The organism is Limnohabitans sp. (genome assembly GCF_046052825.1).
Taxonomy (GTDB): Bacteria; Pseudomonadota; Gammaproteobacteria; order Burkholderiales; family Burkholderiaceae_C; genus Limnohabitans.
The window spans coordinates 76,536-103,210 of sequence record NZ_JAVLFP010000049.1 but is presented as its reverse complement, the minus strand read 5'-3'; the positions used below and the strand labels follow the sequence as shown (position 1 = coordinate 103,210).

The following is a 26,675-nucleotide window of genomic DNA, read 5'->3' as shown; positions in this document are numbered from 1 at the left end:
CCTCAGACCAACACGCGCTCAATGCCACCGGCATTGGCTTGGGCCACATAGGTGGGCATCCACTGTTCACCCAAAATTTTGCGCGCCATCTCAACCACGATGTAGTCGGCTTCGAGCAAACCGTTTTGCAAGTCGTCGCCATAACGGGTCAGGCCTTGCAAACAGCTGGGGCAGCTGGTCAAGATTTTGACGTTGCCCGTTGCTTCGCCAGTGATGGCACGCAGTGCGGTTTCATCTTTGCGGATTTCTTCTTCCTTGCGAAAGCGCACCTGAGTGGCAATGTCTGGGCGTGTCACACCCAAGGTGCCGGACTCACCACAACAACGATCGCTCTTGAGGACGGTGTCCCCCACCAAGGACCTGACCGTTTTCATCGGCTCTTGCTGCTTCATGGGGCTGTGGCAGGGGTCGTGGTACAGGTAGGCGCCTTGCTGGCTGGTGTCGAGTGTGATGTTCTTCTCTAACAAGTACTCGTGGATGTCAACGATGCGACAGCCTGGGAAGATTTTGTCGAACTCGTAGCCCTGCAATTGGTCATAACAAGTGCCACAGCTCACCACCACGGTCTTGATGTCGAGGTAGTTGAGCGTGTTGGCCACCCGGTGGAACAGCACACGGTTGTCGGTGATGATTTTTTCAGCCTTGTCAAACTGCCCGCTGCCGCGCTGCGGATAACCGCAGCACAAATAGCCAGGCGGCAACACGGTTTGCACACCGGCATGCCACAGCATGGCTTGGGTCGCCAAGCCGACTTGGCTGAACAAGCGCTCTGAGCCACAACCTGGGAAATAGAACACAGCCTCGGTGTCGGAGGTGGTGGTCTTGGGGTTGCGGATGATGGGCACGTAATCTTTGTCTTCGATGTCCAACAAAGCGCGGGCGGTTTTCTTGGGCAAGCCACCTGGCATTTTTTTGTTGATGAAGTGAATCACCTGCTCTTTGATGGGCGCAGCACCGACCGAGGCCGGAGGCGAATTGGTTTGCTTGCGGGCCACCAACTTCAAGACGTCATGGGCCATGCGCTGTAACTTCATGCCCACACCCACCATACCGGCACGGACCAACTTGATGGTTTCCGGGTTGGTGGCGTTGAGCATCAACATGGCAGCCGCATTGCCCGGTCGGAAAGTTTTTTGCCCCATCTTGCGCAACAAGTTGCGCATGTTCATGGACACGTCACCAAAGTCAATATTGACCGGGCAAGGCGTCAAGCACTTGTGACACACGGTGCAGTGGTCGGCCACGTCTTCAAACTCTTGCCAGTGTTTGATAGACACACCACGACGGGTTTGCTCTTCGTACAAGAAGGCTTCTGCCAACAACGAGGTGGCCAAGATTTTGTTGCGCGGGCTGTAGAGCAAATTGGCGCGTGGCACATGGGTGGCACACACCGGCTTGCACTTGCCGCAGCGCAAGCAGTCTTTGACGCTGGCCGCAATGGCCCCAATGTCAGACTGCTGCATGATCAGGGACTCATGGCCCATCAAGCCAAAGCTTGGGGTGTAAGCCTGGCTCAAATCAGCGTGACGCAGATTGGCGTCGACATCGTTGTTGCGCAGCAGTTTGCCTTTGTTGAAGCGTCCTTCGGGGTCGACACGGGCTTTGTAGTCGGCAAAAGGTTGCAACTCGGCATCGGTCAAAAACGCCAGCTTGGTGATGCCAATGCCGTGTTCGCCTGAAATCACGCCGTTGAGCGAACGGGCCAAGGTCATGATGCGCGCCACGGCTTCATGTGCGGTTTGCAGCATGGCGTAGTCGTCGCTGTTGACGGGGATGTTGGTGTGCACATTGCCGTCACCGGCGTGCATGTGCAGGGCCACCCACACGCGCCCTTTGAGCACGCGTTGGTGAATGGCGTTGCATTCTTCCAGGATCGGCAAGAAAGCCGCCCCCGTGAAGATGTTTTGCAACACGGCGCGAATCTGGGTCTTCCAACTGGCGCGCAAGCTGTGGTCTTGCAAGGGCACGAACAACGCGTCGCAATCGTGCAGCCACTGCTGCCACAGTCCCCGCACCTCGGCAATCAGCGAGCGCGCTTGCGTGACACGGTCTTCCAGCAACTCGGGCGAGGCAATGTCAGCTGCGTCGTCCGACTTACCCAAGGGCAGGTTGCCAGACGCGAAAAAATCGTCCAAGGCATCGCACAGGGCAATTTTGTTGCGCAGCGACAGTTCGATGTTGATGCGCTCGATGCCGTCGGTGTATTCGGCCATCCGGGGCAGCGGAATGACCACGTCTTCGTTGATCTTGAAAGCGTTGGTGTGGCGGCTGATGGCGGCTGTGCGTTTGCGGTCGAGCCAGAACTTTTTACGCGCTTCAGGGCTGATGGCCACAAAGCCTTCGCCACTGCGCGAGTTGGCCAAGCGCACCACTTCAGAGGTCACGCGCGCCACGTCGTCGGCGTCGTCACCCGCGATGTCGCCAATCAACACCATTTTGGGCAAGCCACCGCGTTTGCTCTTGGTGGCATAGCCCACCGCACGCAGGTAACGGTCGTCCAAATGCTCCAAGCCCGCCAACAACACGCCGCTGCGCTTTTGCTCAGCAAACATGAAATCTTTGATGTCCACGATGCTGGGCACCGCATCTTTGGCGTTGCCAAAGAACTCCATGCACACCGTGCGGGTGTGCTGGGGCATGCGGTGCAAGATCCAACGGGCGCTGGTGATCAAGCCGTCACAGCCTTCTTTTTGGATGCCAGGCAAGCCGCTCAAAAACTTGTCAGTGACGTCTTTGCCCAGACCTTCTTTGCGAAAGGACGGGCCAGGAATGTCCAGACGCTCTTGGCGAACCGGGGTTTTGCCATCGGCCTCGAAATACTGCAAGTCAAAGCTGGCAATGTCAGCGTCGTGGATCTTGCCCAGGTTATGGCCGACGCGGGTGACCTCGAGCCACTGCGCGTCCGGAGTGACCATGCGCCAGCTGGCCAAGTTGTCGAGCGCGGTGCCCCACAGCACAGCCTTTTTGCCCCCGGCGTTCATGGCGATATTGCCGCCAATGCACGAGGCTTCTGCGGAGGTAGGGTCTACGGCAAACACAAAGCCGGCACGCTCAGCCGCATCGGCCACGCGCTGCGTGACCACACCGGCTTCGGTCCAGATGGTGGGGACCGGATGGTCCACACCCGGTAAGGGGCGTACATCCACCTGTGACATGGCTTCGAGTTTTTCGGTGTTGATGACCGCGCTCTTCCACGTCAGGGGAATCGCGCCACCGGTGTAGCCCGTGCCGCCGCCACGCGGAACGATGGTGAGCCCTAAATCAATACAGTCTTTGACCATCTTGGCCATTTCGACCTCGGTGTCAGGGGTCAGCACCACGAAGGGGTATTCCACCCGCCAGTCGGTCGCGTCGGTCACATGGGACACCCTCGACAAGCCGTCGAATTTGATGTTGTCCGCGGCAGTGTGCTTTTTGAGCAAGCGCTCGGTTTTTTTACGCAAAGCGGCAATCGCTTCAAACTGGGCGTTGAAGCTTTCTATGGCCAGCGAGGCTGCGGCCAACAACTGCCCCACCAAGCTGTCGCGTTCTGCGTCTTCTTTGGGGGTACGGCGGCGCTCGACCTCACCCAAACGGTGATGCAAGGCGTCCACCAACTGGCGGCGACGCTTGGGGTTATCCAGCAAGTCGTCTTGCAAATAAGGGTTGCGTTGCACCACCCAGATGTCGCCCAGCACCTCGTACAGCATGCGGGCTGAGCGACCCGTGCGGCGTTCTTGGCGCAAGCGCAACAGCAATTCCCAGGCTTGGGCACCGAGCAAGCGCAACACGATTTCTCGGTCAGAAAACGAGGTGTAGTTGTAGGGGATTTCGCGCAGCCGTGGGCTCTCTTCAGCCATGGACAGCAGGTGATGGAGCGAGGTGGGTGCGTTCATTGTGGAGGGTGCGCGAGAGGGGTTTGAATGTTACCGCAGGGCACCACAGCCCTACGTGTTGTGCGCCATTCAGCGGCGCCAGGCTTGGCACATCGTCCATTGGGCACTGGCGGCCACCAACACAAGGGCGCCCCAGGTGGCCATCTTGCCATCCACCCCCCACAGCGCCAGCCCGCCCAACATCACGGCCATACCCAACACACCATGGACCCCAACCTGGGTGCGCAGGCGCCAAACCGACCGGGGCAGGCCCAGTCTGGCCATGCCACGTGCAGCAAGCGCGCACAGCAGACCCAGACACCACGCAGGTGCCATGAAATTCAACAGGTGAATCAGCTGTTCATAAGGGCCCATTGGTAAATTTTATAATCTACACCTATGGCAGTCTGGGCTCTTGGCCTCAATCACAACACAGCCCCGCTCGATCTGCGGGGTCGCTTCGCCTTTGCAGTCGAACAAATGGGGCCCAGCCTGACCACCCTGCGCAACACGTTCACCGGCGACAGCGAGGTGGCGATCTTGTCCACCTGCAACCGAACCGAGATTTACGGGGCTGGCACGCACAACCAAATGCAACAAACCTTGGCCTGGCTGGCCCAGTCTGGCGGCGTGCCTATGGACGCCCTGCAAGGACACACCTATGAGCTGACCGAGAGCGAGGCTGCACGCCACGCATTTAGGGTGGCCAGCGGCCTGGACTCGATGGTCTTGGGAGAGCCACAGATCCTGGGGCAAATGAAAGACGCGGTGCGTGCCGCCTCTGAAGCTGGGGCTTTGGGCACCACCTTGAACCAGTTGTTTCAGCGCTCTTTTGCGGTGGCCAAAGAAGTGCGCAGCTCCACCGAAATTGGCGCCCACTCCATCAGCATGGCTGCCGCCGCTGTGCGTTTGGCGGGCCAGCTTTTTGAGGAACTGGCACAAACCAAGGTCTTGTTTGTGGGCGCCGGTGAAATGATTGAGCTGTGCGCCACCCATTTCGCAGCGAAACAGCCCAAATCCTTGGCCATTGCCAACCGCACCTTGGAGCGTGGTGAAAAACTGGCCCTGCAATTTGGTGGCGACGTGATGCGCTTGTCAGACCTTCCCCAGCGGCTGCACGAGTTTGACATCGTCATCAGTTGCACCGCCAGCACATTGCCCTTGATTGGCCTAGGCGCTGTGGAGCGGGCCCTGAAACAGCGCAAGCACCGCCCCATGTTCATGGTCGATTTAGCCGTGCCCCGCGACATTGAGCCCGAGGTGAAGTCGCTGGAGGATATCTACCTTTACACCGTGGACGATTTGTCACAGGTGGTGCAAACCGGCCAAGCCAACCGCCAAGCTGCGGTGGCGCAGGCCGAAGCCATCATCGATGTGGGGGTGCAAAACTTTGCCCACTGGCTGGAACAACGCAGCAACGTGCCGCTGATTCAGCAACTCAACGCCCAAACCGACGAATGGCGAGATGCCGAGCTGGCTCGTGCCCGCAAATTGCTGGCCAAAGGGGATGACGTGGACGCTGTCCTCGAAGCCCTGTCGCGCGGCTTGACTCAAAAAATGCTGCACGGCGCCATGGCTGAGTTGCACGCTGGCGATGTCGCGTCTCGCGAACACGCCCGCCACGCAATTGAGCGGTTCTTTTTACGCAGCAAGTCATGAAACGGCTTTTTCATTTCACGTGCCCCCCGTTGCCTTGGGCTTGGGTCACAGCGGCCTGATGCCATGAAAGCCTTTTTGCGCGCTCAACTGGAGCGTTACGCCCAACGTTTGGCAGAACTGGACTTTTTGTTGTCGCGTGAAGACATCATGAAGGACATGACGCAGTTCTTGGCCTTGTCACGCGAGCACACCGATGTGACCGCAACCGCCGGGCGTTATGCGCGCTACCAGCAACGTGAGTCTGACTTGCAAGCGGCGCAGCTCATGCTTCAAGAAAGCGGCGATGACCCCGACATGCGGGGCATGGCAGAGGAGGAAATCACTCAGGCCCAAGCCGAGTTGGCGCAACTTGAAACCGAGTTGCAGCGCATGCTGTTGCCCAAAGACCCCGATGATGCGCGGCCCGCGTTTTTGGAAATTCGCGCCGGCACAGGCGGCGATGAGTCGGCCTTGTTTGCAGCCGATTTGCTGCGCATGTACACCCGCTACGCTGAACGTCAGGGCTGGCGAACCGAGTTGGTCAGCGAATCGGCCAGCGACTTGGGCGGCTACAAAGAAGTGGTGCTTCGGCTCGAAAGCCCCAGCGGCACAGACGGTGTGTATGGCCAGCTCAAATTTGAATCGGGTGGTCACCGCGTGCAGCGTGTGCCCGCCACCGAAACCCAGGGGCGCATCCACACCAGCGCTTGCACCGTGGCTGTGATGCCCGAGCCCGATGAGGCGCAAGCGGTCAAAATCAACCCGGCCGACCTGCGCATCGACACGTACCGCGCCAGTGGTGCCGGCGGCCAACACATCAACAAGACCGATTCGGCGGTGCGCATCACCCACTTGCCCACGGGCATCGTGGCCGAATGCCAAGACGGCCGCAGCCAGCACAGCAACAAAGCCCAAGCGCTGCGGGTGTTGACCGCGCGCATCCAAGAAAAAGACCGCAGCGAGCGTGCCGCCAAAGACGCCGCCTTGCGCAAAGGCTTGATTGGCAGCGGCGACCGCAGCGACCGCATTCGCACCTACAACTTTCCGCAGGGCCGCTGGAGCGACCACCGCATCAACCTGACGCTTTACAAGCTCAACCTGATCATGGAGGGTGACTTGAGCGAGCCCCTGCTGGCCTTGCGCCACGCCCATGAAGCCGAGCAATTGCAAGCCCTCGACCCTGGCACGTCATGACCTCGGCGCATCCACGACCCAACGCCGAACACGCCTTCACCGTGCAAGCCGCCCTGGCCTGGGCACAGCAGCAAGGCGTGACCCGACTGGAAGCCCAAGTGCTGTTGCTGCACAGTGCGGGGCAAGGCCTGCATGACCGTGCTTGGTTGCTCAGCCATGGCCCCGACACCTTAGCTCCCACGGTGCACCAGACATTTCAGAACCAAGTGGCGCGTCGCGTGTCGCACGAACCTGTGGCCTACATCACAGGGCAGAAAGAGTTTTTTGACTTGCCACTGCATGTCGATGCACGGGTGCTCGACCCGCGCGCGGACACCGAGGTGTTGGTGGAATGGGCGCTGAGCTGTTTGGCCGATGTACCAGCACCCCACGTGGTGGACTTGGGCACCGGCAGCGGCGCCATTGCCCTGGCCCTGAAACACAGCCGCCCTCAAGCCGACGTGTGGGCGGTCGACCTGAGTGCAGATGCTCTGGCGGTGGCACAAGCCAACGCCCACCGGTTAGCCCTGCCCATCACCTGGCGCCAAGGCAGTTGGTGTGCTGCGTTGGGCGATGCGCAGTTTGACGCCATCGTGTCCAACCCACCGTATGTGGCCGACCACGACCCCCATTTGCAAACCTTGCGGCATGAACCCTTGAGGGCCTTGGCTTCAGGTCACGACGGCTTGGACGACATTCGACAGATCGTTCAACAAGCGGGTGCGCATCTGCGACCGGGCGGCTGGTTGCTGCTGGAACACGGCTTTGACCAAGCTCTGGCGGTGCATGATATGTTGATGAACGCCGGGTTTGAACAGGTACAAAGCCGCCCTGACCTTGCGGGCATCTTGCGATGCAGTGGCGGGCGTTGGCCGACAATGAAATAATCTGGTTTTAGTTTGGAGAGTGACGATGAGTGATGTGCAACAACGCATTGACGATCTGGTCAAGAGCAACGAGGTTCTGCTGTTCATGAAGGGCAGCGCAAGCTTTCCCATGTGCGGTTTCTCGGGCCGTGCCATTCAAGTTTTGAAAGCTTGCGGCGTCGAGCCTAAAGCCATCAAAACGGTGAACGTGCTGGACGACGCCGAGATCCGTCAAGGCATCAAGGAATACAGCAACTGGCCCACCATTCCTCAGCTGTATGTCAAAGGCGAGTTCATCGGCGGCTCAGACATCATGATGGAGATGTACGAATCGGGTGAGCTGCTCAAGGCCTTGAACGCTTGAACCTCAGAGCTCGCGAGGTCGCCAGGCCTTGCTGGCTGACAACACCGCCCTAGGGTAAGCGCTTTGCTCGCGGCTGCCGTTGTAGCGGCCCAGCGCCAGCACCAAGTTGCCGCGTTCCAGGTTGAGGTAGTGACGCAAAATCACGCAACCAAATCGCACATTGGCCTGCGCATGGAACAGCTGGCTGGCGTCACCCTCAGACAACACCCGTGTCCAAAACGGCATCACCTGCATGTACCCACGGGCGCCTGCGCGACTGATGGCGAATTTACGAAATCCGCTTTCCACCTGAATCAACCCCAGCACCCAGGCTGGGTCAAGGCCAGCGCGCTGGCTTTCGTACCACACGGTGTGCAAAAACTCGCGCTGCATCGTGTCGGCATCGAGTTCGTGTCTGGGCGCAAGCGGGCTTTGCCCTGCGTCTGCTGTCGTCGTGGGCTGGCCTGTTGGGCCAAGGCGCTGTCGCAGCAAGCTTTGTGTGTGCGACAGCCAAGCTGCAAAGACTTGCTCAGACTGCACGTCGGCATGCACCAACTCTGGCGGGCCCTGCTGCGCCACGGCAGCGCTCAAGGCAGTGCGGACAGCGTCAGCCAGTGGCTCTTCGCGCTGGGCACCGGCTTTGGAGTTCAAGGCAAACAAGGCCCCAAAGAGGAATGGCAACACAAGTTTCTGGAATTTCACTTCTTCACCATCACAACTTTGTTTGGGAAAACCGATGCAGGCAGGCTTTTGGTAGTTCAAAGCCACCAACTGCGACTGTTCGCGCTGACTGGTCAGCCGTGAGTGAATTTGACGCAGGCAGCAGACACTTTCATCCGAAAGGCTGTGACATCGTAATACGACCCACAGCCCGCATCTTGCCCTTGCGATCGAGCAGCACCGGTGTTGAGGGGCTTAAGACCCGTTCCACACCAGCTCAAGCCGCATCACGTTACATTAACTACTTCGTATTCAATAAATAAGGGCTGCTTATGCGTCGAATTGGATTTGCTGTCTGTCTAATGCTGACCCTCAATTCGGCACATGCCAACGATGGGTTGCCTATTTTTGACGCGCACCTGCACTACAGCCACGATGCGTGGGAGCGGATTTCGCCTGAAGAAGTCGTGACCATGCTGCGCAAAAGCGGGGTGCGCCGTGCCATGGTGTCGAGTTCAGGCGATGAGGGCACGCAAAAGCTGTATGCACAGGCCCCTGACTTGGTCATCCCCTCGCTGCGGCCCTACCGCCATCGCGGCGAAACCAGCACTTGGTTTCGCAGTGACACCCTGGTGGCGCACCTAGAGGACAGGCTCAAGCGATACAAGTACGCCGCCATCGGTGAGTTTCATATTTATGGCGCCGACATGGATTTGCCCATTCCCCGCCGCATGGTGCAGTTGGCCAAGGAACACCAGTTGTTCTTGCATGCGCATTCAGATGCAGAGGCTGTCACACGTATTTTTCAGCAAGACCCCGATGCGCGGGTGCTGTGGGCGCATTCGGGTTTTGATACGCCCGCCAAGGTACGCGAGATGCTGCGCAAGCACAAACACCTGTGGGCGGATTTGGCGTTTCGCAGCGATCAGGGCAACGGGGGCAAGGTAGACCCCGAGTGGCGTGCAGCGTTCATGGAGTTTCCTGATCGGTTTTTGTTGGGCACGGACACCTACACCCCGGAGCGATGGTTTTATGTGCCTGAGCATGCGCGTTGGTCACGCCAGTGGTTACAAGACCTGCCACTGCCAGTGGCAGAGCGCATTGCCTACAAAAATGGTGAAGCCTTGTTTGGCCAGATGGTCAAGCCATGAGCGCCCCATCGCATGGTGCGGTTGCAACACTTGGCTTGGTACTGCTGTGCTGGGCCAATACAACGTATGCAGGGTGCGAGAAGGGTCCAGACCGACAGGTGGCCCAATCGGGTGAATGGCAAGTGGCGTTTCGCACCACCCCTGCTCCCGTGAAAGTGGGGCAACCCTTTGGGCTGGTGGCCGAGGTGTGTGCGCCACCTGGCGTTACGGTGTCTGACCTGAAAGTGGATGCGCTGATGCCGGCGCACAAGCATGGCATGAACTACCGGCCCCAGGTATCGCGCAACAGTGGGAATCAGTTTCAAGTCACGGGTTTGTTGTTTCACATGCCAGGGCGCTGGCAATATGTGTTTGAGGTGCAAACGTCCAAAGGACAAGAGACGCTGCGCTTGGATGACAACCTGCGGTGAAGCCATCATGAGCCATGGTTTCTTGGCGCGAATGAACGGCTTGTGGTGGGCATGGCTAATGGTGGCGTGGGTACCTGCGACGCAGGCCACGCCAGCCTTCACGCAGGAGGAGCGGCAGGCCATCTTGTCGCACGGTCCCTGGCCTTTGAAGCGCGAAAACGATGTGTCCAACCACGTCTCGGGCCAACCAGCAGCGATGGCACTGGGCCGCGCACTTTTTTTTGAGGCACGCCTGTCGCCAAGAGCGGACATGTCATGTGCCAGTTGTCACCAACCCGCCCAAGGCTTGACGGATGGTTTGCCACTGGCCAAAGGCGCCATCGGCCAAGCCCCACTGGTGCGAAATACGCCAAGCCTGTGGAATGTGGCGCACACATACTGGCTAGGCTGGGACGGCGGCTCGGACAGCCTGTGGTCGTTCGCGCTTCGGCCTTTGTTGAGCCCCCAAGAGATGGGTGCCACTGCGACGCATGTGGCTGGCCTGCTGAGAAGTGATGCCGCTTTGGCCCGCAAGTATCAACGGGCATTTGGCGTATCACGTCAAGCGCATGCACCGCCCCATGATGCTGATGAGGCCCGGCTGGTGAATGCTGCCAAGGCCCTGGCGGCGTATATGGAAACCTTGCGGTCAGGCAAAAGCAGCTTTGATGTGTTGCGTGATGCACTGGCGCGCAATGACGCACAAGCCGCAGCGCGTTACCCACCAGCAGCGAGACGGGGTTTATCGATCTTCATGGGCAAGGGCAGGTGCAGTGTGTGCCATGTGGGACCCATGTTTTCGAATGGCGAGTTTCATGACATTGGGGTGCCATTTTTTGTGGCACACGGACAGGTGGATGCAGGTCGCCACGCAGGTGTTCGCTTGGTACGCGAGGACGCGCACAACCGTCTGGGCATCTGGTCTGATGACGCCACGCGCGCTTCAGGAGCGCGAACCCGGCACTTGACGGAGCATCACAGTCAATTTGGTCAGTTCAAAGTGCCGTCGCTGCGCAATGTGGCGCTCACGGCACCCTATATGCACAACGGCAGTTTGGCCACTTTGCAGGACGTGGTGAGGCACTACTCGGCGCTGAACGAAGAGCGCCTACACCAAGATGGAGAAGCATTGCTCAAACCCCTGCACTTGAACACGCAGGAGATGGATGACTTGGTGGCGTTCTTGCATACGCTGACCAGTTTGGAGCTATCCCAGCCAAAAGCTTTTGATCTCCCCAAGCGACCAGCATCGCACCGATGAGCTATTGCGCAATATCGGAGAAGCACATGCTTGTCAGACGCTGAGTTTGGCTTTCACAAACGCCAACACGTCAGCAGCAGGCACTTTGGTGGCCTCAGGGTCACGGCGATTTTGGTATTCCACCAAGCCGTCTTTGAGGCCTTTGTCGCCAATGGTCACGCGGTGCGGCACGCCAATGAGCTCCCAATCGGCAAACATGGCGCCAGGGCGCTCGCCGCGGTCGTCCAAGATCACGTCCACGCCAGCAGCCATCAGGTCTGCATAGAGCTGCTCTGCCGCCGTTTTGACTTCAGCACTGCGGTCCATGCCAATCGGACAAATGACCAAGGAGAAGGGGGCAATGGCGTCGGGCCAGATGATGCCTTTGGCGTCATGGTTCTGCTCAATGGCCGCCGCTGGCAAGCGGGTGATGCCAATGCCGTAGCAGCCCATTTCCATGAATTGGGGTTTGCCGTTTTCATCCAGGAAAGTGGCGTTCATGGCTTGGCTGTACTTGGTGCCGAGGTAAAACACATGGCCCACTTCAATGCCACGCTCGATGGCCAACACGCCTTGCCCGTCGGGGGAAGCATCACCGGCCACCACGTTGCGCAGGTCGGCCACGAGGTCGGGTTCGGGCAGGTCACGCCCCCAGTTGACGCCAGTGTTGTGAAAGTCCACCTCGTTGGCGCCGCACACCCAGTTGCTCATCACAGCAACATCGCGGTCAGCCACCACTTGGAGAGGCTGCTTCAAGTTGACGGGGCCTAAGTAGCCCGGCTTACAACCAAAGTGGCTGTCAATTTCGCCAGCGGTTGCAAAACGGAAACCACCCTCAAAGCCCGGCAGCTTGCCTACTTTGACTTCGTTCATGTCGTGGTCGCCGCGCAAAAGCAAAAGCCACACTTGCGACTTGACGACTTCGCCTGTGTCGTTGAGCGTGTCTGTGGCCAACACCAGCGATTTGACAGTGGAGTTCAAGGGCACATTCAACAATGCCGCCACGTCTTCGCAGGTGCTTTTGCCTGGGGTGGCAGTTTGTGTCAGCGCTTGCGTAGCCGCACCACGGGCTTGCACAGGGGCCAAGGCCTCGGCTTTTTCCATGTTGGCGGCATAGCTGCTGGTGGGGCAGTAGACGATGGCGTCTTCGCCCGTCGCGGCGATCACCTGAAACTCTTCGCTCAAGTCCCCACCAATGGCGCCGCTGTCAGCGGCCACAGCACGGTATTGCAAGCCAAAGCGGTCAAAGATTTGACGGTAGGCCTGAGCCATGACTTGGTAGCTGGCTTTGGCAGCGGTTGGGTTGCGGTCAAAACTGTAGGCGTCTTTCATGATGAACTCACGCCCACGCATCAAGCCAAAACGGGGGCGACGTTCATCGCGAAATTTGGTTTGGATTTGGTAGAAGTTTTTGGGCAACTGTTTGTAGCTGCGCAATTCTTGGCGAGCAATGTCAGTCACCACTTCTTCGCTGGTGGGTTGAACCACAAAGTCGCGACCATGGCGGTCTTTGATGCGCAGCAACTCGGGGCCCATTTTTTCGAAGCGTCCGGTTTCTTGCCACAGCTCAGAGGGCTGCACCACCGGCATGCTGAGTTCTACTGCACCTGCGCGGTTCATTTCTTCGCGCACGATGGCTTCGACCTTGCGAATGACGCGCAAGCCCATGGGCATGTAGTTGTAAATACCGGCGCCCAGTTTCTTGATCAAGCCCGCGCGCATCATGAGTTTGTGGCTCACCACTTCGGCGTCGGCAGGGGCTTCTTTGAGGGTAGAGATGAGGAACTGGGAGGCTTTCATGGCGGCACAAAAAACGAAATGTCAGAGGGGAATCAGGGTGAGTCCTGAGGTGAGCACAGCAGCTCTGTGCATAATGGACTCAGTTTAAAAAATTTGAGGTTTGATTATGCTTGACCGAGAAGGGTTCAGACCCAATGTCGGCATCATCTTGCTCAACCAGAAAAATCAGGTGTTTTGGGGCAAGCGCATCCGCACCCACAGTTGGCAATTTCCGCAGGGCGGCATCGATCGAGGAGAGACTCCCGAACAGGCCATGTTCCGCGAATTGCACGAAGAAGTGGGGCTCAAACAAGAGCATGTGCGCATCGTGGCCCGTACCCGAGACTGGTTGCGCTATGAGGTGCCAGACCGGTTCATCCGACGTGACGCGCGAGGCTTCTACAAAGGCCAAAAGCAAATTTGGTTTTTGTTGCAACTGATGGCGCCCGACCATTCGTTGAATTTGCGCGCCACCAACCATCCCGAGTTCGACGCGTGGCGATGGAACGATTACTGGGTGCCATTGGATGTGGTGGTGGAGTTCAAACGCGGTGTGTATGAAATGGCGCTGACCGAGTTGTCACGTTATTTGCCACGGCAAGAAGGTCGCAACCGCTACTTGCGCGGCATGGGTCAGGTTCAAGGGGAAATGACTGTGACCACCAAGCACTTTGGCATGTCCATCAGCATGGGCATGGAGTTACCGCCAGGGGCGAGTTTTGATCCAGACCCGCAATCTGCGCTCAAACAAGGTGATTGAACTGTGCGAAGTCCTGAGGGGCTGCGTGCGGTCCAAACTCAGGAGAGTTGCGTGAGTACCAAGTTGTCACGATGGACCATCTCGGGCTCGGCCACATAACCCAGCAGTTGCTCGACATCGCCAGAAGGTTTGCGGCATAACAAGCGGGCCTCTGCCGCAGCGTAATTGGCCAGTCCACGGGCCACCTCCTGCCCCTTGAGGTCCAAGATGGCAATGACTTCACCGCGAGAAAAATCGCCATCCACGCCCGTCATGCCAATCGGCAGCAAGCTTTTGCCTTCATGCAGCAATTTGACGACGGCGCCATCGTCAATGGTGACCGAACCACGCAACTGCAGATGGTCTGCCATCCATTGCTTGCGGGCTTGTTGCTTTTGAGTCTGCGCCACCAGCAAAGTGCCAATGGCTTCGCCCTGGGTCAAGCGCACCAAGGCATCGGGCTCACGGCCCCAAGCGATGACGGTCGACGCGCCAGATCCTGCCGCGCGCTTGGCTGCCAAGATTTTGGTGATCATGCCGCCTTTGCCGAGGCTGGAGCCTGCGCCGCCTGCCATGTCTTCCAATGCCGCGTCTCCTGCTCGCGCCTCGTGCACAAACGTGGCAGTGGGGTCGCGTCGCGGATCGGCGGTGTAGAGACCTTGTTGATCGGTCAAGATGACCAAGGCATCGGCCTCCACCAAATTGGCCACCAAGGCACCCAAGGTGTCGTTGTCACCGAATTTGATTTCATCGTTGACGACGGTGTCGTTCTCGTTGATGACGGGCAGCACGCCATGCGCGAGCAAGGTCAACAAGGTCGAGCGCGCGTTGAGGTAGCGTTCGCGGTCAGCTAAATCTGCATGGGTGAGCAGGACTTGGGCTGAACCCAAGCCGTTTTCGCGCAACTTGGTTTCGTACATCTGCGCCAAGCCCATTTGACCCACAGCCGCTGCAGCTTGCAACTCATGCAGTTCGTGCGGACGGGTGGTCCAGCCCAAACGCTTCATGCCTTCGGCAATGGCGCCGCTAGACACCATGATGACTTCTCGCCCATCCCGAACCAAGACACCCAATTGCCGACACCACTCGCCGATGGCTTGGTCATCCAAGCCTCGGCCTTCGTTGGTCACCAGGCTAGACCCGACCTTGACCACGATGCGACGCGCGTCGCGCAACAAGTGGGTAGAAGTCTGTGTCATGGGGCGGAGTCAGGGGCATCGTCTACAAAGCGAGGATCCACGTATTCAGGCGGCTGCTCAGCCACTTGTTGCGCTTTGATGTGTTTGAAAATGTCTTTGATCAAGGGCTCACAACCCTCGCGCGTGAGCGCAGAGATCTGGAATACAGGGCCTTTGTACTTGAACCGTTTGACAAAGTCAGCCACCACGGCTTCACGCTCGTCCTTGGGCACCATGTCGAGCTTGTTCAAAACCAACCAACGCGGCTTGTCATACAAGGCTTTGTCGTATTTTTTGAGCTCAGCCACGATGGCTTTGGCTTGTTTGACCGGATCGACACCTTCGTCAAACGGGGCAATGTCCACAAGATGCAGCAACAACCGTGTGCGTTGTAGGTGCCTCAAAAACTGATGGCCCAATCCGGCACCGTCAGATGCGCCCTCGATCAAACCGGGTACGTCCGCCACCACAAAGCTTTGCTCTGGCCCTACACGGACCACCCCCAAATTGGGGTGCAAGGTGGTGAAGGGGTAATCGGCAATTTTTGGACGCGCATTTGAAATGGCTGTAATCAGCGTGGACTTACCCGCATTGGGCATGCCCAGCAAGCCCACATCGGCCAACACTTTGAGCTCGAGCTTGAGCTCTTTTTTCTCGCCAGGCCAGCCGGGTGTTTTCTGACGCGGCGCACGGTTGATGGCGCTCTTGAAACGCATGTTGCCAAAGCCACCATCACCCCCTTTGGCGATGGTGATCACCTCGCCAGGAATGAGCAACTCGTACAACACGTCACCGGTTTCTGCGTCGGTGATGATGGTGCCCACCGGCATTTTGAGGGTGATGTCATCCCCCGCATGGCCAAACATGTCGGAGCCCATGCCGTGTTGACCCCGCTTGGCTTCGTGGCGGCGCGAAAAGCGAAAGTCCACCAGCGTGTTGAGGTTGGGGTCCGCCACTGCGAACACATGCCCCCCTCGGCCACCGTCGCCGCCGTTGGGGCCGCCAAATTCTTTGTATTTCTCATGGCGAAACGAGACACAGCCGTTCCCCCCATCGCCAGCGGCAATGTCGATATAGGCTTCGTCTACGAATTTCATGGGTCTGGTTTAAAAAGTAAAGCCCCGACAAGTCGGGGCTTTGTCACACATCAGTTCGATGGAATCAAACAGGTGTGATGTTGACCATGTGCTTGTTCAAAGCACCCTTGACGCCGAACGACACGTGGCCGTCTACCAAAGCGAACAAGGTGTGGTCTTTGCCCACGCCGACATTGGTGCCGGGATGAAACTTGGTACCACGTTGACGCACGATGATGGCGCCAGCAGTGATCAACTCACCACCGAACGCTTTGACACCGAGCATTTTGGGCTTGGAATCGCGCCCGTTTCGCGTAGAGCCGCCGCCTTTTTTCTGTGCCATGTCAGTGCTCCTTAACCGTTGATGGAAGCAATCTGCAATTCAGTGAACTGCTGACGATGCCCTTGGCGCTTTTGGTAGTGTTTACGACGACGCATTTTGAAAATGCGAACTTTGTCGTGCTTACCGTGAGACAAGACTGTGACTGTGACAGTTGCGCCGGACACCAAGGGTGTGCCGATCTTGAGTTCAGCGCCGTTACCGACTGCCAACACTTGATCGATCACAATCTCTTGGCCAACGTCCGCAGCAATCTGTTCTACTTTAATTTTTTCGCCAGCAGCAACACGATACTGTTTGCCACCGGTTTTTATGACCGCGTACATGTAAGACCTCTAGATAAAATCTGAGTGAACTCTACGGACGGATTTCCGCAGAGCCAAAAATTATAGCAGTTCCAAGACTTGCCTGTGGCTTTTTCATTTACGCCCCACCGGCGTCCCTATAATCAGTGGGCTTTCCATTGGTTTAAGGCTTATCTTGTCGACCGCACCCTCCTCCGCTTTGCAACTGATCTCTGCCGACATGGCCGAGGTCGACCGCGTCATCGCCCAGCGGTTGGATTCAGGTGTGCCCTTGGTTGGGCAAGTGTCTCAGTACATCATTTCAGCAGGCGGCAAACGAATTCGACCTGCCTTGCTGCTGCTCATGGCTGGGGCAATAGGCTACAAAGGCCCACAACGCCATAACTTGGCCGCAGTGGTTGAGTTTATTCATACGGCCACCTTATTGCACGATGACGTAGTGGACGAATCAACTTTGCGCCGGGGAAGACCCACTGCCAATGAATCCTTTGGTAATCCAGCCAGTGTTTTGGTCGGTGACTTTTTATATTCACGCGCATTTCAGATGATGGTTGATTCCGGAGAAATGCGGGTCATGGAAATATTGGCCGATGCCACCAATGTGATCGCTGAAGGCGAAGTATTGCAACTGATGAATATGCACGACGCTTCGCTGGATGAAGCTGGTTATTTACGGGTCATTCGCTCCAAAACGGCCAAACTATTTGAGGCAAGCACGCGATTGGCCGCTGTCATTGCGGGCAGCACGCCAGAGGTAGAGATGGCATGCGCTGAGTATGGCCAAGCCTTGGGGACGGCATTTCAAGTGATTGACGATGTGCTTGACTACGATGGCGATGCCCAAGAATTAGGTAAAAATTTAGGTGATGATTTGCGTGAGGGAAAAAATACCCTCCCATTGATCATTGCCATGCAACGCGGAACAGCGCATGAAAAAGACACCATCCAAAGAGCCATTGAAAATGGTGAAATGGACGGCTTAGATGAGATTATTCAAATTGTTCGCCGCACTGGCGCACTAGAAGCAACGCGCTCTGCCGCAAGTGCAGAAGCTGAACGTGCCATTGCGGCACTTATCAAACTACCCAAAGGGCCTTATCAAGAGGCGCTGCACGAATTGGCGGCCCAATTGCTGGACCGCCGTAACTGATTAGGCTTGCGCAGCCACAGGCGCAGCAATCAAAGCTGTATCCAAGGTGCCCGCCGTCTTCAAGGCTTGTACCCAAGCAGGAGAAACACCTCGACCTGTCCAAGTTTGCTCTGGATTGACTGGGTTGCGGTATTTGGCTGCCACTTTTTTACCCGCCAAAGCACCTTTTTTAGCTGCACGGGGTGCTTTAGCTTTGGTAGGCTTTGCTGCGCCCAAGGCTTTGACAATGTCAGCGGCCGTGATGCCGGCATCTTTGGCCAAAGCGACAATTTGCCCCAGCACTTTGTCGTTGGTTTTGGCAAGCAATGCTTTTTCACGCTTTTCCAATATTTCACGATCTTTACGCAACTTAGCCAATTGCGCTGCCACAGTGGTACGAGCCATAAATATCTCCAACTAAATTAAATAAAAACTTATTATATACAGGGAGTATTTACGTTTTTGTATATTTTTTATTCGGTATGACTTAATCATCGAAAATTTTCTTCGCTTTGATAAGGGTCAGAAAATCAGACGTTGCTATCTATCGTTAATTAGTAGGGGGGTTTTATCCTTACCGTCAAATTATTCAACGACCAAGCGACAAGGTGCTTTGATATTCTTTTCCTCTCGTTTTTCTTCGCAATATTTCATGGCACGACGCTCCCCCTCTGCTGACATCTTGATATGAATAGAGCATCTGAAAACCATTTTGTCTCCATCGCTGTGGCTGTCAAATGCAGTCGCGCAATGGCTCATGGGCGTCATTTCAGGCTTGAGTTCTTTCCAAACAGACCGCAGAGGGTCAGGTAACTCACTCAAAGGAATGGTGGGGAAAGTGCCCGCATATGCAATGCCGCCAAGCAAAAAACTCAGCGCAGCCACTTGAATGCCAGGCACAGAAAGCCAGCGGATGATTTGATCGATATGCTTCATTTGAATACCTCAATGCCAATTGACCTGATTTAGATTCTATGGGTTAAGCATTGAGCTTTGACACAAAAGTCAAAGCTCCCACAAGAACGGTTTGGCTAAAATAGCAAAAGCTAACAGCTGCAGTCACGACGACTGCAACACGTCGGGGTGTAGCTTAGCCTGGTAGAGCGCTACGTTCGGGACGTAGAGGCCGGAGGTTCGAATCCTCTCACCCCGACCACAAGCATGCGATGCACGCTAAACGCCCTGTTTGCAAAGTCATGCAGGGCTTTTTTGTGATGAAGACTCGCTCCTTAAGCGATGAGTAGATTGAAGAATTCTGAATTCCCTGTTCAGAATTCGTATGTCTTCCCTTCATCCATCGATACCCCAAATACCTGAAGGTCCAGCAGTCAAAGTCTTGGACTCACTGTTGCACAAAGCCTTGCAGGACGGCGCATCCGACATACATGTCGAGACCGGCGACAACAGTTGTCGGGTACGCTTTCGGATTGATGGTCGCTTGCGGTTGGCGGCCACCCCAGCGATGAGTCTTCGCGATGCATTGGTGTCTCGCATCAAAGTGTTGGCTCGCATGGACATTGCTGAAAAGCGGTTGCCACAAGATGGCCGCATTCAATACACCCATGCAGGACAAGGCGTTGACTTGCGGGTGAGCTCACTGCCCACCGTTCACGGCGAAAAAGTCGTGATCCGCATCTTGAAGTTCAGCCAAGCACGCCCAAGCCTCAGCAGTTTGGGATATGAAGCCGACGACCAAGCCCGCTTGGTAGAAGCCATCGAACGTCCCCATGGCATGGTGCTCATGACAGGCCCCACAGGCTCTGGCAAGACGCTCTCTTTGTACAGTTGCTTGGACATTTTGAACCGTCCAGAAATCAATCTATCGACGGTCGAAGACCCCTCCGAAATCCAACTCGAGGGCGCCAATCAAGTCAACATCAACGAACGTGCAGGTTTGACTTTTGCGAACACGTTGCGTGCATTGCTGAGGCAAGACCCTGACGTGATCATGTTGGGTGAAATCAGGGACCTAGAAACCGCACAGATTGCGATCCAAGCCTCCCAAACAGGCCATTTGGTCCTGTCAACTTTGCACACCAACGACGCGACCAGTACGTTGACACGGCTTCATCACATGGGTGTGGAGCCATTCAACGTCGCGGCTAGCGTGGTGTTGATCACAGCGCAACGCTTGGTGAGGCGTTTGTGTGATGGGTGCAAAACACCGATGCATGAATCGCAAACGCGTGAGATACGGTCAGCGCTGGAATTGACGCCACAAACCATCTTCAGCGTTGAAGATATTCAAACTCGCCCACTCTTCAAACCCGTGGGGTGTCATGCGTGTGATGGAGGCTACAAAGGTCGCCTTGGTATTTTTCAAGTTCTTCCCATCAGCGACAACATGCAGTCGCTGATCTTGAACCACTGCAGCGCGCAAGACATGGCAAAACAAGCAAGCTCTGAGGGGGTGCGCAATTTACGAGAAGCCGGGTTACTCAAGGTCTTACACGGCCTCACTTCTGCGCAAGAGGTGATGGCGCTGACGCAACATGGCTGATCCCGTTTTCAAATGGCATGGCCATGACCGCGAGGCGCGCTTTGTGCAAGGCACCATGCAGGCCGCAACAAAGGATGCCGTGGTGGCCCAACTTCATGCGCAGCGCATTCGTGCCACACGCGTGCAGCGCCAAATCAACTACATCACTTGGTTGAAAAACTCCGCCAGGGTTCGACCGAAAGACATCACGCGACTGACACGTCAATTGGCCACTTTGCTTTTATCGGGTGTCCCCTTGTTGCAAGCGTTTGACATCATCACTCGCGGACTGAGGCAAGCTGCCATCAAAGCCTTGGTGCAAGACCTGCGCCATCAGGTCGAAGAAGGCATGCCCTTGCATCAAGCGCTTCGACGCCACGCTGCGTTTGATGCTTTGTTTTGTAACCTTGTCGCTGCTGGCGAAATGGCAGGCATGCTGGACACCATGTTGAATCGACTCGCCATTCACCGCGAAAAGTCAGAAGCCTTACGCAGCACCCTGAGGTCTGCCTTGATTTATCCGAGCGCCGTCCTCGTGATAGCCTTGAGTGTGATGATTTTTTTATTGTCCTTTGTTGTGCCCGCTTTTGAAAACATCTTTGCCTCATTCGATGCAGAGTTGCCGGCTTTGACACGCTGGGTGGTTGGCCTGAGCCAAAGCTGGCAACAACATGGCTGGGCCGCACTGATCAGCACCTGCGCACTCATGGGTTCTTTGCTGTACGCAGTCCATCGCAGCGACATGTTGAAAGAACGCTGGCACGGTTTGGTATTGCGTTTACCACTGGCCGGCCCAGTGGTGCGACATGCCTGCTTGGCGAGATGGGCGCGTACACTCTCAACGCTGTTTGCGGCAGGCATCACACTCACTGACGCACTGCAAGCCGTTCAAGGTGTTACCGGCAATTTAAAGTACGAGCGAGCCACTCAATCCGTTCGCGATCAACTGATGCGAGGCAGCTCTTTGACTGAAGCCATGGCCACGCACCGTCGTTTATTTTCTTCAATGGCAATCCAAATGTGTGCCATCGGTGAAGAGTCTGGCGCACTCGACAAAATGTTAGACGCCACCGCCTCTCACTATGAGCGAGAGGTTGAAACTGCCGTTGAACGTTTGTCCACCTTGCTCGAACCCTTCATCATGGTGACCTTAGGGCTTCTCATTGGTGGCATGGTGGTGGCTTTGTATTTGCCGATTTTTCAATTGGGACAAGTGGTATGACTGAGTTGAGTATGTCCTTTGCTCTTTTGGCTCTGACCTTCGGATTGGTAGTCGGTAGTTTTGTCAATGTGCTGATTCATCGCTTGCCGCGAATGGTGATGCAAGCCCAAGAGCCATCGCCTCATTCAGCAACAAGATGGGATATTTGCTACCCTGCCTCGCATTGCCCCAATTGCCACACACCACTGCGCGCATGGCACCTGGTGCCTCTTTTAAGTTATGTCTGCCTCAAAGGACGATGCAATTTTTGCCAGCATCCGATAGGCGCGATTTACCCATTGATTGAAATCGTGACCAGCTTGCTGTGGCTTGCCTGCGCTTGGCGTTGGGGATTGACGCCAAGCGCCTTGTCCTGGGCCTTTTTTGCAACCAGTTTGTTAGCCTTGTCTGTGATCGATTGGCAGACCACGCTGCTCCCGGACGCTTTGACGCAAACCTTGCTGTGGGCAGGCTTGATCGCCAGCAGCATGCACTGGATTGCATTGCCAGTTGAGGAAGCCGTTTGGGGCGCAGCAGTTGGCTATGCGTCTTTGTGGTTGGTTGCTTTTGTTTTTGAAAAAATAACGCAACAAGAGGGTATGGGCGCAGGCGACTTCAAACTGCTTGCTGCCTTGGGCGCCTGGTTGGGCCCCTTGCCGCTGATCCCCTTGGTATTTTTAGCCAGCATGGCAGGCGCAGTGGTTGGCTTGGCCTTAAAAGCAAGGGGCCAACTGCACGAAGGTCGCTATGTGCCATTTGGTCCATTTTTGGCTGCGGCTGGAGCCTCACTCGCTGTGTACGGGCCCCATGCCGCCATCCAATGGCTGGGCTGGTAAGTTTGTTTGCGTAGACTCATGCACATGACCAGCGCTTACCCGTCTTCTGGCACATTTCACTTGGGGCTCACAGGTGGGATTGGCAGCGGAAAAAGCACGGTGGCGCACATGCTGGTCGAGCGAGGTGCCGCTTTGGTTGATGCAGATGCCATTGCGCGCCAATTCACAGCCCCTCAGGGCTTGGCTATCCCATTGATTGCCGAACAATTGGGGGGGCATTTCATCACGCCCGAAGGCTCGCTGGACCGAGATCAGATGCGCGCCCTTGTTTTTCGAGATCCCACCGCCAAAAAAGTCCTCGAAGCCATCGTTCATCCCTTGGTCGGACAAGAAACACAACGACGGGTTCAAGAAGCCATTCAGGCCGGACACCGCACCGTGGTGTTTGACATACCACTCCTGGTGGAGTCTGGACGTTGGCGTCACATGCTCCACAAAATACTGGTGGTTGACTGTCGGGTCGAAACACAAATTCAGCGCGTCCATGCGCGAAGTGGGTTGGGTGCTGAGACGGTGCAAAACATCATCGACGCGCAGGCAAGTCGCCCTCAACGCTTGGCTGCCGCAGATTGGGTCATTTACAACGAGCAACTCAGCTTAGCCCAGTTGCAGGCAGAGGTCCTCAGTTTGCCCCTGTAACGCCAGACATTCTGCCCAGAAAATGAGATTTCACCGGGTATGATTCAGGCTGTCCAAAACGGCCTCCGATCTATTCGTTTTACTGCGTGATTCTGTACGAACATCCCTTCAACGAGCGTGTGCGCACTTACCTGCGCCTGGAACACCTGTTTCAGCGTTTCGAAGAATTGACCACACGCAACCACCCTGTGGACAATCACTTCGCGCTCACCACGCTGTTCGAGTTGGTCGAAGCCGGTGGGCGTACAGACCTCAAGTCTGACATCCTCAAAGACTTAGATCGTCACAAGCAAATGTTCAATGGCCTGCGTGGCAATCCATCGGTGTCTGAAGCGGCCTTGGACCAGTTGCTCTACCAATTGGAACGTTGCTTTGAAGCCATGAACAATGCCGTTGGCAAAATCGGGCAGTCTGTGACGGACAACGAATGGCTGGCCGCCCTGCGCAACCGCGTGGCAATTCCTGGCGGCACCTGCTGCTTTGATCTGCCGGCCTACCATGCGTGGCAGCAACAAAGTGGTGATGTGCGTCGCCTCGACATCTTGCGTTGGGCCGAGAGCTTTCAACCCATGAATGCCTCTGTCAAGTTGTTGCTCACCTTGATGCGTGACACAGGAAGCACCCAAAAAATGATGGCCATGGGTGGTCAATTTCAGCAATCCTTGGCGCAAGGAAAATTTCAACTCATGCGCGTGGCGATTGACCCTGCCTTAGGTTTGATTCCTGAAATCAGCGGCAATCGCTTGATGATTTGGGTGCGCATGATGCGTCAAGATGGTGATGGCCGATTGCAAGTCAGCACCGATGATGTGCCGTTTGAAATGGCTTTGTGCGCTTGAGCCATGGGCACGGAAGTTCGCATCGTCAAATGCCCGCAATGCAGCGGTCCTAGCCGCTACGAATCAGCCAACGTTTACCGCCCTTTTTGTAGCGAACGCTGCCGCAACATCGACCTTGGCGCTTGGGCCAATGAAGAACACCGCTTGCCCGATCAAACGCCGCAAGACGACACGGACTTTGAAAACACACCCTTGCAGTAAGCACGTTGGCTAAGACTTGTGGGTTGCCCCTGCAAATTGTCTTTCTGTCGCAAACCACTGCAACACGGGCACCGTTCCCGGCAACACAGGCTCGACCAGCACAGGCAATTGCTGCCAAGCAAAGGTTTGCGCTTCACGCATTTGCAACTCACCCGTCCACTGTGTGACTTTGCAAAAATTCAACTGAACCAAGGCATGCGGGTAGTCGATCACTTCAGTCTGCCATGGTTGACAGTCGGTGATGGTGATGCCAATTTCTTCTTGCAGCTCACGGCGCAAAGCCTCGGCCACCGTTTCACCCGCTTCAAGCTTGCCACCCGGAAACTCCCAATAACCAGCGTAGGCCTTACCCAACGGGCGGGAGGTCATCAAGAACGCATGGTCGTCACGAATCAACACGCCGACCGCCACTTGCACCAAACCACGCTCTAGGGAACGAGGTTGGTCCGCATCGACCACACGCACAAGCGGAGATGTCATGGTGTTGCGTCAAACCTGGGCATGTTTACCCGCGTAATCACGGGCAAACTGGTAAGCCACGCGTCCGCTGCGGGAAGCGCGCTCCAAGGCCCACACCAAGGCCTCGGGTCTTGCGCTCTCGATCTGCGCAGCAGGGACACCATAGGAAGACAACCACTGGGCCACGATGGTGAGGTACTCGTCCTGACTGAAAGGATAGAAGCTGACCCACAAACCAAAGCGCTCTGACAGCGAAATTTTCTCTTCGACGCCCTCACCTGGATGCACCTCCCCATCTTCGGTGTGGGTGTAGGTGAGGTTTTCTTTCATGTACTCTGGCAACAAATGGCGTCGGTTGCTGGTGGCATAAATCAGCACATTGGGTGTAGCAGCTGCCACCGATCCGTCCAAGATGGACTTAAGGGCTTTGTAGCCTGGCTCGCCATCTTCAAAGCTCAGGTCATCGCAAAAAATCATGAATTTCTCAGGACGCGTCGACACCACATCGATGATGTCGGGCAAATCCGTCAAGTCATCTTTGTCCACCTCGATCAGTCGCAAACCACGCGGCGCGTACTCATTCAGACAAGCTTTGATCAGCGACGACTTTCCTGTGCCACGCGCCCCCGTCAACAACACATTGTTGGCAGGCAAGCCGGTGACAAATTGCTCGGTGTTGCGCTGAATTTTTTCCTTCTGTCCATCGATCTCTTGCAGATCTTTCAGACCCAAGGTCGCCACATGGCGCACGGGCTCCAAGTTGCCGTGCCCACTGCTGCGCTTGCGGTAGCGGTACGCCACGCTGGCAGACCAATCAGGCGCAGACAAAGGTTGCGGCAGCACGGACTCGATGCGTGCCATCAAGGCTTCGGCGCGTTGCACCAAGCGTTCGAGGGGATGTTGTGAAAGATCTGTCATGTCAGCTACGGTAATCGGCATTGATGGTCACGTACTCATGGCTCAGGTCGCAGGTCCACACGGTGTCGGTGGCGTTGCCTCGTCCTAAAACCACACGCACGGTGATTTCGGTTTGTTTCATCACACGCTGACCATCTTCTTCGCGGTAACTCGGATGGCGCCCACCTTGGATGGCCACGTGCACATCGTCCAAGTACAAGTCAATGCGTGTTTGGTCGAGGTCGGCAATGCCCGCGTAGCCCACAGCCGCCAAGATGCGCCCCAAATTCGGGTCGCTGGCGTAAAAAGCGGTTTTCACCAGCGGTGAATGTGCGATCGCATACGCCACTTGACGGCATTCAGCGGCGTCACGGCCACCTTCCACCTGAATGGTGATGAATTTCGTGGCGCCTTCGCCATCGCGCACGATGGCCTGTGCCAACTGGCGCGCCACCTGCAACATGGCCTGAAACAAAGCCTGGCCCTCAGGACTGTCTAGGCTGGTGATGGGCGCGTGTGCCGCTTTGTTGGTGGCAATCACCACAAACGAGTCATTGGTCGAGGTGTCACCATCCACCGTCACACGGTTGAACGAGCCTTCCGCCAAGGCCAACGACAGCGCTTTCATCAGCTCGGGAGCGACACATGCGTCCGTTGCCACAAAGCCCAGCATGGTAGCCATGTTGGGACGAATCATGCCAGCGCCCTTGCTGATGCCCGTGATGCTGACGGTCGTGCCGGCCAACTGCAACTGGGTGCTGGCTGCTTTGGGCACAGTGTCAGTGGTCATGATGCCCTCGGCGGCGTCTACCCACTGCTGAGCGCTGGTGGCGTGACCTGCGGCCGCAATGGCTGAGGGCAAACCCGCCATGATGCGGTCGTGCGGCAGCGGCTCCATGATCACACCTGTTGAGAACGGCAACACCTGCTCTTGTGCAATATCCAGTGCTTTGGCCAAAGCCACGCAGGTGGCACGTGCACGTAACAAGCCGGGCTGGCCTGTGCCAGCGTTGGCGTTGCCTGTGTTGATCAGCATGGCACGGATACCCTGAGCTGCTGCCAAATGCTCGCGGCAGACTTGAACTGGCGCAGCGCAGAAACGGTTTTGGGTGAAGACGCCGCTGACAGAAGCCCCTTCGTCAATCAACACCACGGTCAAGTCTTTGCGGTCGGCTTTGCGAATACCAGCTTGGGTGACTCCCACGCGCACGCCCGCGATGGGATGCAAATCAGAAGCCACAGGAGGAAACAAATGAACGGACAT

28 protein-coding genes and 1 tRNA gene are annotated in these 26,675 nt (G+C 56.5%); 16 read left to right on the top strand and 13 right to left on the bottom strand.

Going from position 1 to position 26,675, the window contains the following annotated elements:
- Positions 1-2 precede the first annotated feature (2 nt).
- Positions 3-3,875 (bottom strand): DUF3683 domain-containing protein, encoded by a 3,873-nt coding sequence (locus tag ACKWJN_RS08150; RefSeq protein ID WP_408595835.1) that lies wholly within the window; start codon positions 3,873-3,875, stop codon positions 3-5.
- A gap of 69 nt (positions 3,876-3,944) precedes the next feature.
- Positions 3,945-4,229: a hypothetical protein gene (locus ACKWJN_RS08145; protein ID WP_408595834.1), complete on the bottom strand. Its 285-nt coding sequence runs from the start codon at positions 4,227-4,229 to the stop codon at positions 3,945-3,947.
- Positions 4,230-4,253: 24 nt separating this feature from the next.
- On the opposite strand from ACKWJN_RS08145, the gene hemA reads away from it, so the two are divergent.
- From hemA to grxD, 4 genes are all read left to right on the top strand, one after another.
- Complete coding sequence (gene hemA / locus ACKWJN_RS08140; protein WP_408595833.1) at positions 4,254-5,513, top strand: glutamyl-tRNA reductase; 1,260 nt, start codon at positions 4,254-4,256, stop codon at positions 5,511-5,513.
- Between the two features lie 63 nt (positions 5,514-5,576).
- Positions 5,577-6,686, top strand: a complete 1,110-nt coding sequence (gene prfA / locus ACKWJN_RS08135; protein ID WP_408595832.1) for a peptide chain release factor 1 — start codon at positions 5,577-5,579, stop codon at positions 6,684-6,686.
- Entirely contained in the window at positions 6,683-7,552 is an 870-nt protein-coding gene (gene prmC, locus ACKWJN_RS08130) for a peptide chain release factor N(5)-glutamine methyltransferase (protein ID WP_408595831.1), read from the top strand. The genes prfA and prmC overlap by 4 nt, the downstream gene beginning before the upstream one ends.
- Positions 7,553-7,577: 25 nt before the next feature.
- Positions 7,578-7,895: a Grx4 family monothiol glutaredoxin gene (gene grxD / locus ACKWJN_RS08125; RefSeq protein WP_408595830.1), complete on the top strand. Its 318-nt coding sequence runs from the start codon at positions 7,578-7,580 to the stop codon at positions 7,893-7,895.
- 3 nt (positions 7,896-7,898) lie between these two features.
- On the opposite strand, the gene ACKWJN_RS08120 is transcribed toward grxD, so the two are convergent.
- Entirely contained in the window at positions 7,899-8,555 is a 657-nt protein-coding gene (locus tag ACKWJN_RS08120; RefSeq protein ID WP_408595829.1) for a lytic transglycosylase domain-containing protein, read from the bottom strand.
- Between the two features lie 341 nt (positions 8,556-8,896).
- Between ACKWJN_RS08120 and ACKWJN_RS08115 the strand changes: the two genes are divergently transcribed.
- The 3 genes from ACKWJN_RS08115 to ACKWJN_RS08105 are packed head-to-tail and all read left to right on the top strand — an operon-like array spanning position 8,897 to position 11,335.
- Positions 8,897-9,685: an amidohydrolase family protein gene (locus ACKWJN_RS08115; RefSeq protein ID WP_408595828.1), complete on the top strand. Its 789-nt coding sequence runs from the start codon at positions 8,897-8,899 to the stop codon at positions 9,683-9,685.
- A complete protein-coding gene (locus ACKWJN_RS08110) occupies positions 9,682-10,095 on the top strand; it encodes a FixH family protein (RefSeq protein WP_408595827.1) in 414 nt (137 codons plus the stop codon). The genes ACKWJN_RS08115 and ACKWJN_RS08110 overlap by 4 nt, the downstream gene beginning before the upstream one ends.
- Before the next feature lie 7 nt (positions 10,096-10,102).
- Entirely contained in the window at positions 10,103-11,335 is a 1,233-nt protein-coding gene (locus tag ACKWJN_RS08105) for a cytochrome-c peroxidase (RefSeq protein ID WP_408595826.1), read from the top strand.
- Positions 11,336-11,368: 33 nt separating this feature from the next.
- Here the strand turns inward: ACKWJN_RS08105 and ACKWJN_RS08100 are convergent, their stop codons facing one another.
- Positions 11,369-13,114 (bottom strand): proline--tRNA ligase, encoded by a 1,746-nt coding sequence (locus ACKWJN_RS08100; protein WP_408595825.1) that lies wholly within the window; start codon positions 13,112-13,114, stop codon positions 11,369-11,371.
- Positions 13,115-13,220: 106 nt separating this feature from the next.
- Between ACKWJN_RS08100 and ACKWJN_RS08095 the strand changes: the two genes are divergently transcribed.
- Positions 13,221-13,853, top strand: coding sequence for an RNA pyrophosphohydrolase (locus ACKWJN_RS08095; protein ID WP_408595824.1), 633 nt, complete (start codon positions 13,221-13,223; stop codon positions 13,851-13,853).
- Positions 13,854-13,891: 38 nt separating this feature from the next.
- Here ACKWJN_RS08095 and proB read toward each other — a convergent pair whose 3' ends face one another.
- The 4 genes from proB to rplU form a co-directional block, all read right to left on the bottom strand.
- The gene (gene proB / locus ACKWJN_RS08090) at positions 13,892-15,031 is read right to left on the bottom strand and encodes a glutamate 5-kinase (RefSeq protein WP_408595823.1); all 1,140 of its coding nucleotides are present in this window, start codon (positions 15,029-15,031) and stop codon (positions 13,892-13,894) included.
- Positions 15,028-16,107, bottom strand: a complete 1,080-nt coding sequence (gene cgtA / locus ACKWJN_RS08085; RefSeq protein ID WP_408595822.1) for an Obg family GTPase CgtA — start codon at positions 16,105-16,107, stop codon at positions 15,028-15,030. Before cgtA ends, proB begins: the two co-directional genes overlap by 4 nt.
- 64 nt (positions 16,108-16,171) lie before the next feature.
- A complete protein-coding gene (gene rpmA, locus ACKWJN_RS08080; protein ID WP_100146283.1) occupies positions 16,172-16,429 on the bottom strand; it encodes a 50S ribosomal protein L27 in 258 nt (85 codons plus the stop codon).
- Between the two features lie 11 nt (positions 16,430-16,440).
- The gene (gene rplU, locus ACKWJN_RS08075; protein WP_100131651.1) at positions 16,441-16,752 is read right to left on the bottom strand and encodes a 50S ribosomal protein L21; all 312 of its coding nucleotides are present in this window, start codon (positions 16,750-16,752) and stop codon (positions 16,441-16,443) included.
- A gap of 199 nt (positions 16,753-16,951) precedes the next feature.
- Here rplU and ACKWJN_RS08070 point away from each other — a divergent pair, with 199 nt between their 5' ends.
- Entirely contained in the window at positions 16,952-17,881 is a 930-nt protein-coding gene (locus tag ACKWJN_RS08070) for a polyprenyl synthetase family protein (RefSeq protein ID WP_408595920.1), read from the top strand.
- Here the strand turns inward: ACKWJN_RS08070 and ACKWJN_RS08065 are convergent, their stop codons facing one another.
- Positions 17,882-18,265, bottom strand: coding sequence for an H-NS family nucleoid-associated regulatory protein (locus ACKWJN_RS08065; RefSeq protein ID WP_408595821.1), 384 nt, complete (start codon positions 18,263-18,265; stop codon positions 17,882-17,884). It abuts the gene before it with no gap.
- Between the two features lie 180 nt (positions 18,266-18,445).
- A complete protein-coding gene (locus tag ACKWJN_RS08060; protein WP_408595820.1) occupies positions 18,446-18,796 on the bottom strand; it encodes a hypothetical protein in 351 nt (116 codons plus the stop codon).
- Positions 18,797-18,939: 143 nt separating this feature from the next.
- Here ACKWJN_RS08060 and ACKWJN_RS08055 point away from each other — a divergent pair.
- From ACKWJN_RS08055 to ACKWJN_RS08025, 7 genes are all read left to right on the top strand, one after another.
- Positions 18,940-19,016: transfer RNA gene (locus ACKWJN_RS08055), tRNA-Pro, on the top strand.
- 180 nt (positions 19,017-19,196) lie between these two features.
- Positions 19,197-20,360 carry a GspE/PulE family protein gene (locus tag ACKWJN_RS08050; protein WP_408595819.1) on the top strand — a complete coding sequence of 388 codons (1,164 nt, stop codon included), beginning with the start codon at positions 19,197-19,199 and terminating at the stop codon, positions 20,358-20,360.
- Positions 20,353-21,561 (top strand): type II secretion system F family protein, encoded by a 1,209-nt coding sequence (locus ACKWJN_RS08045; protein ID WP_408595818.1) that lies wholly within the window; start codon positions 20,353-20,355, stop codon positions 21,559-21,561. The genes ACKWJN_RS08050 and ACKWJN_RS08045 overlap by 8 nt, the downstream gene beginning before the upstream one ends.
- Positions 21,558-22,376: a prepilin peptidase gene (locus tag ACKWJN_RS08040; protein ID WP_408595817.1), complete on the top strand. Its 819-nt coding sequence runs from the start codon at positions 21,558-21,560 to the stop codon at positions 22,374-22,376. Before ACKWJN_RS08045 ends, ACKWJN_RS08040 begins: the two co-directional genes overlap by 4 nt.
- Before the next feature lie 24 nt (positions 22,377-22,400).
- Positions 22,401-23,015, top strand: coding sequence for a dephospho-CoA kinase (gene coaE, locus ACKWJN_RS08035; protein ID WP_408595816.1), 615 nt, complete (start codon positions 22,401-22,403; stop codon positions 23,013-23,015).
- Positions 23,016-23,101: 86 nt separating this feature from the next.
- Positions 23,102-23,854, top strand: a complete 753-nt coding sequence (gene zapD / locus ACKWJN_RS08030; RefSeq protein WP_408595815.1) for a cell division protein ZapD — start codon at positions 23,102-23,104, stop codon at positions 23,852-23,854.
- 3 nt (positions 23,855-23,857) lie between these two features.
- Complete coding sequence (locus tag ACKWJN_RS08025) at positions 23,858-24,055, top strand: DNA gyrase inhibitor YacG (RefSeq protein ID WP_408595814.1); 198 nt, start codon at positions 23,858-23,860, stop codon at positions 24,053-24,055.
- 9 nt (positions 24,056-24,064) lie between these two features.
- Here the strand turns inward: ACKWJN_RS08025 and ACKWJN_RS08020 are convergent, their stop codons facing one another.
- The 3 genes from ACKWJN_RS08020 to argJ are packed head-to-tail and all read right to left on the bottom strand — an operon-like array spanning position 24,065 to position 26,675.
- Entirely contained in the window at positions 24,065-24,535 is a 471-nt protein-coding gene (locus ACKWJN_RS08020; protein ID WP_408595813.1) for an NUDIX domain-containing protein, read from the bottom strand.
- Positions 24,536-24,544: 9 nt separating this feature from the next.
- On the bottom strand, positions 24,545-25,432 hold the full coding sequence (locus ACKWJN_RS08015; protein ID WP_408595812.1) for an ATP-binding protein: 888 nt from the start codon (positions 25,430-25,432) through the stop codon (positions 24,545-24,547).
- Position 25,433: 1 nt separating this feature from the next.
- Positions 25,434-26,675, bottom strand: coding sequence for a bifunctional glutamate N-acetyltransferase/amino-acid acetyltransferase ArgJ (argJ, locus tag ACKWJN_RS08010; protein WP_408595811.1), 1,242 nt, complete (start codon positions 26,673-26,675; stop codon positions 25,434-25,436).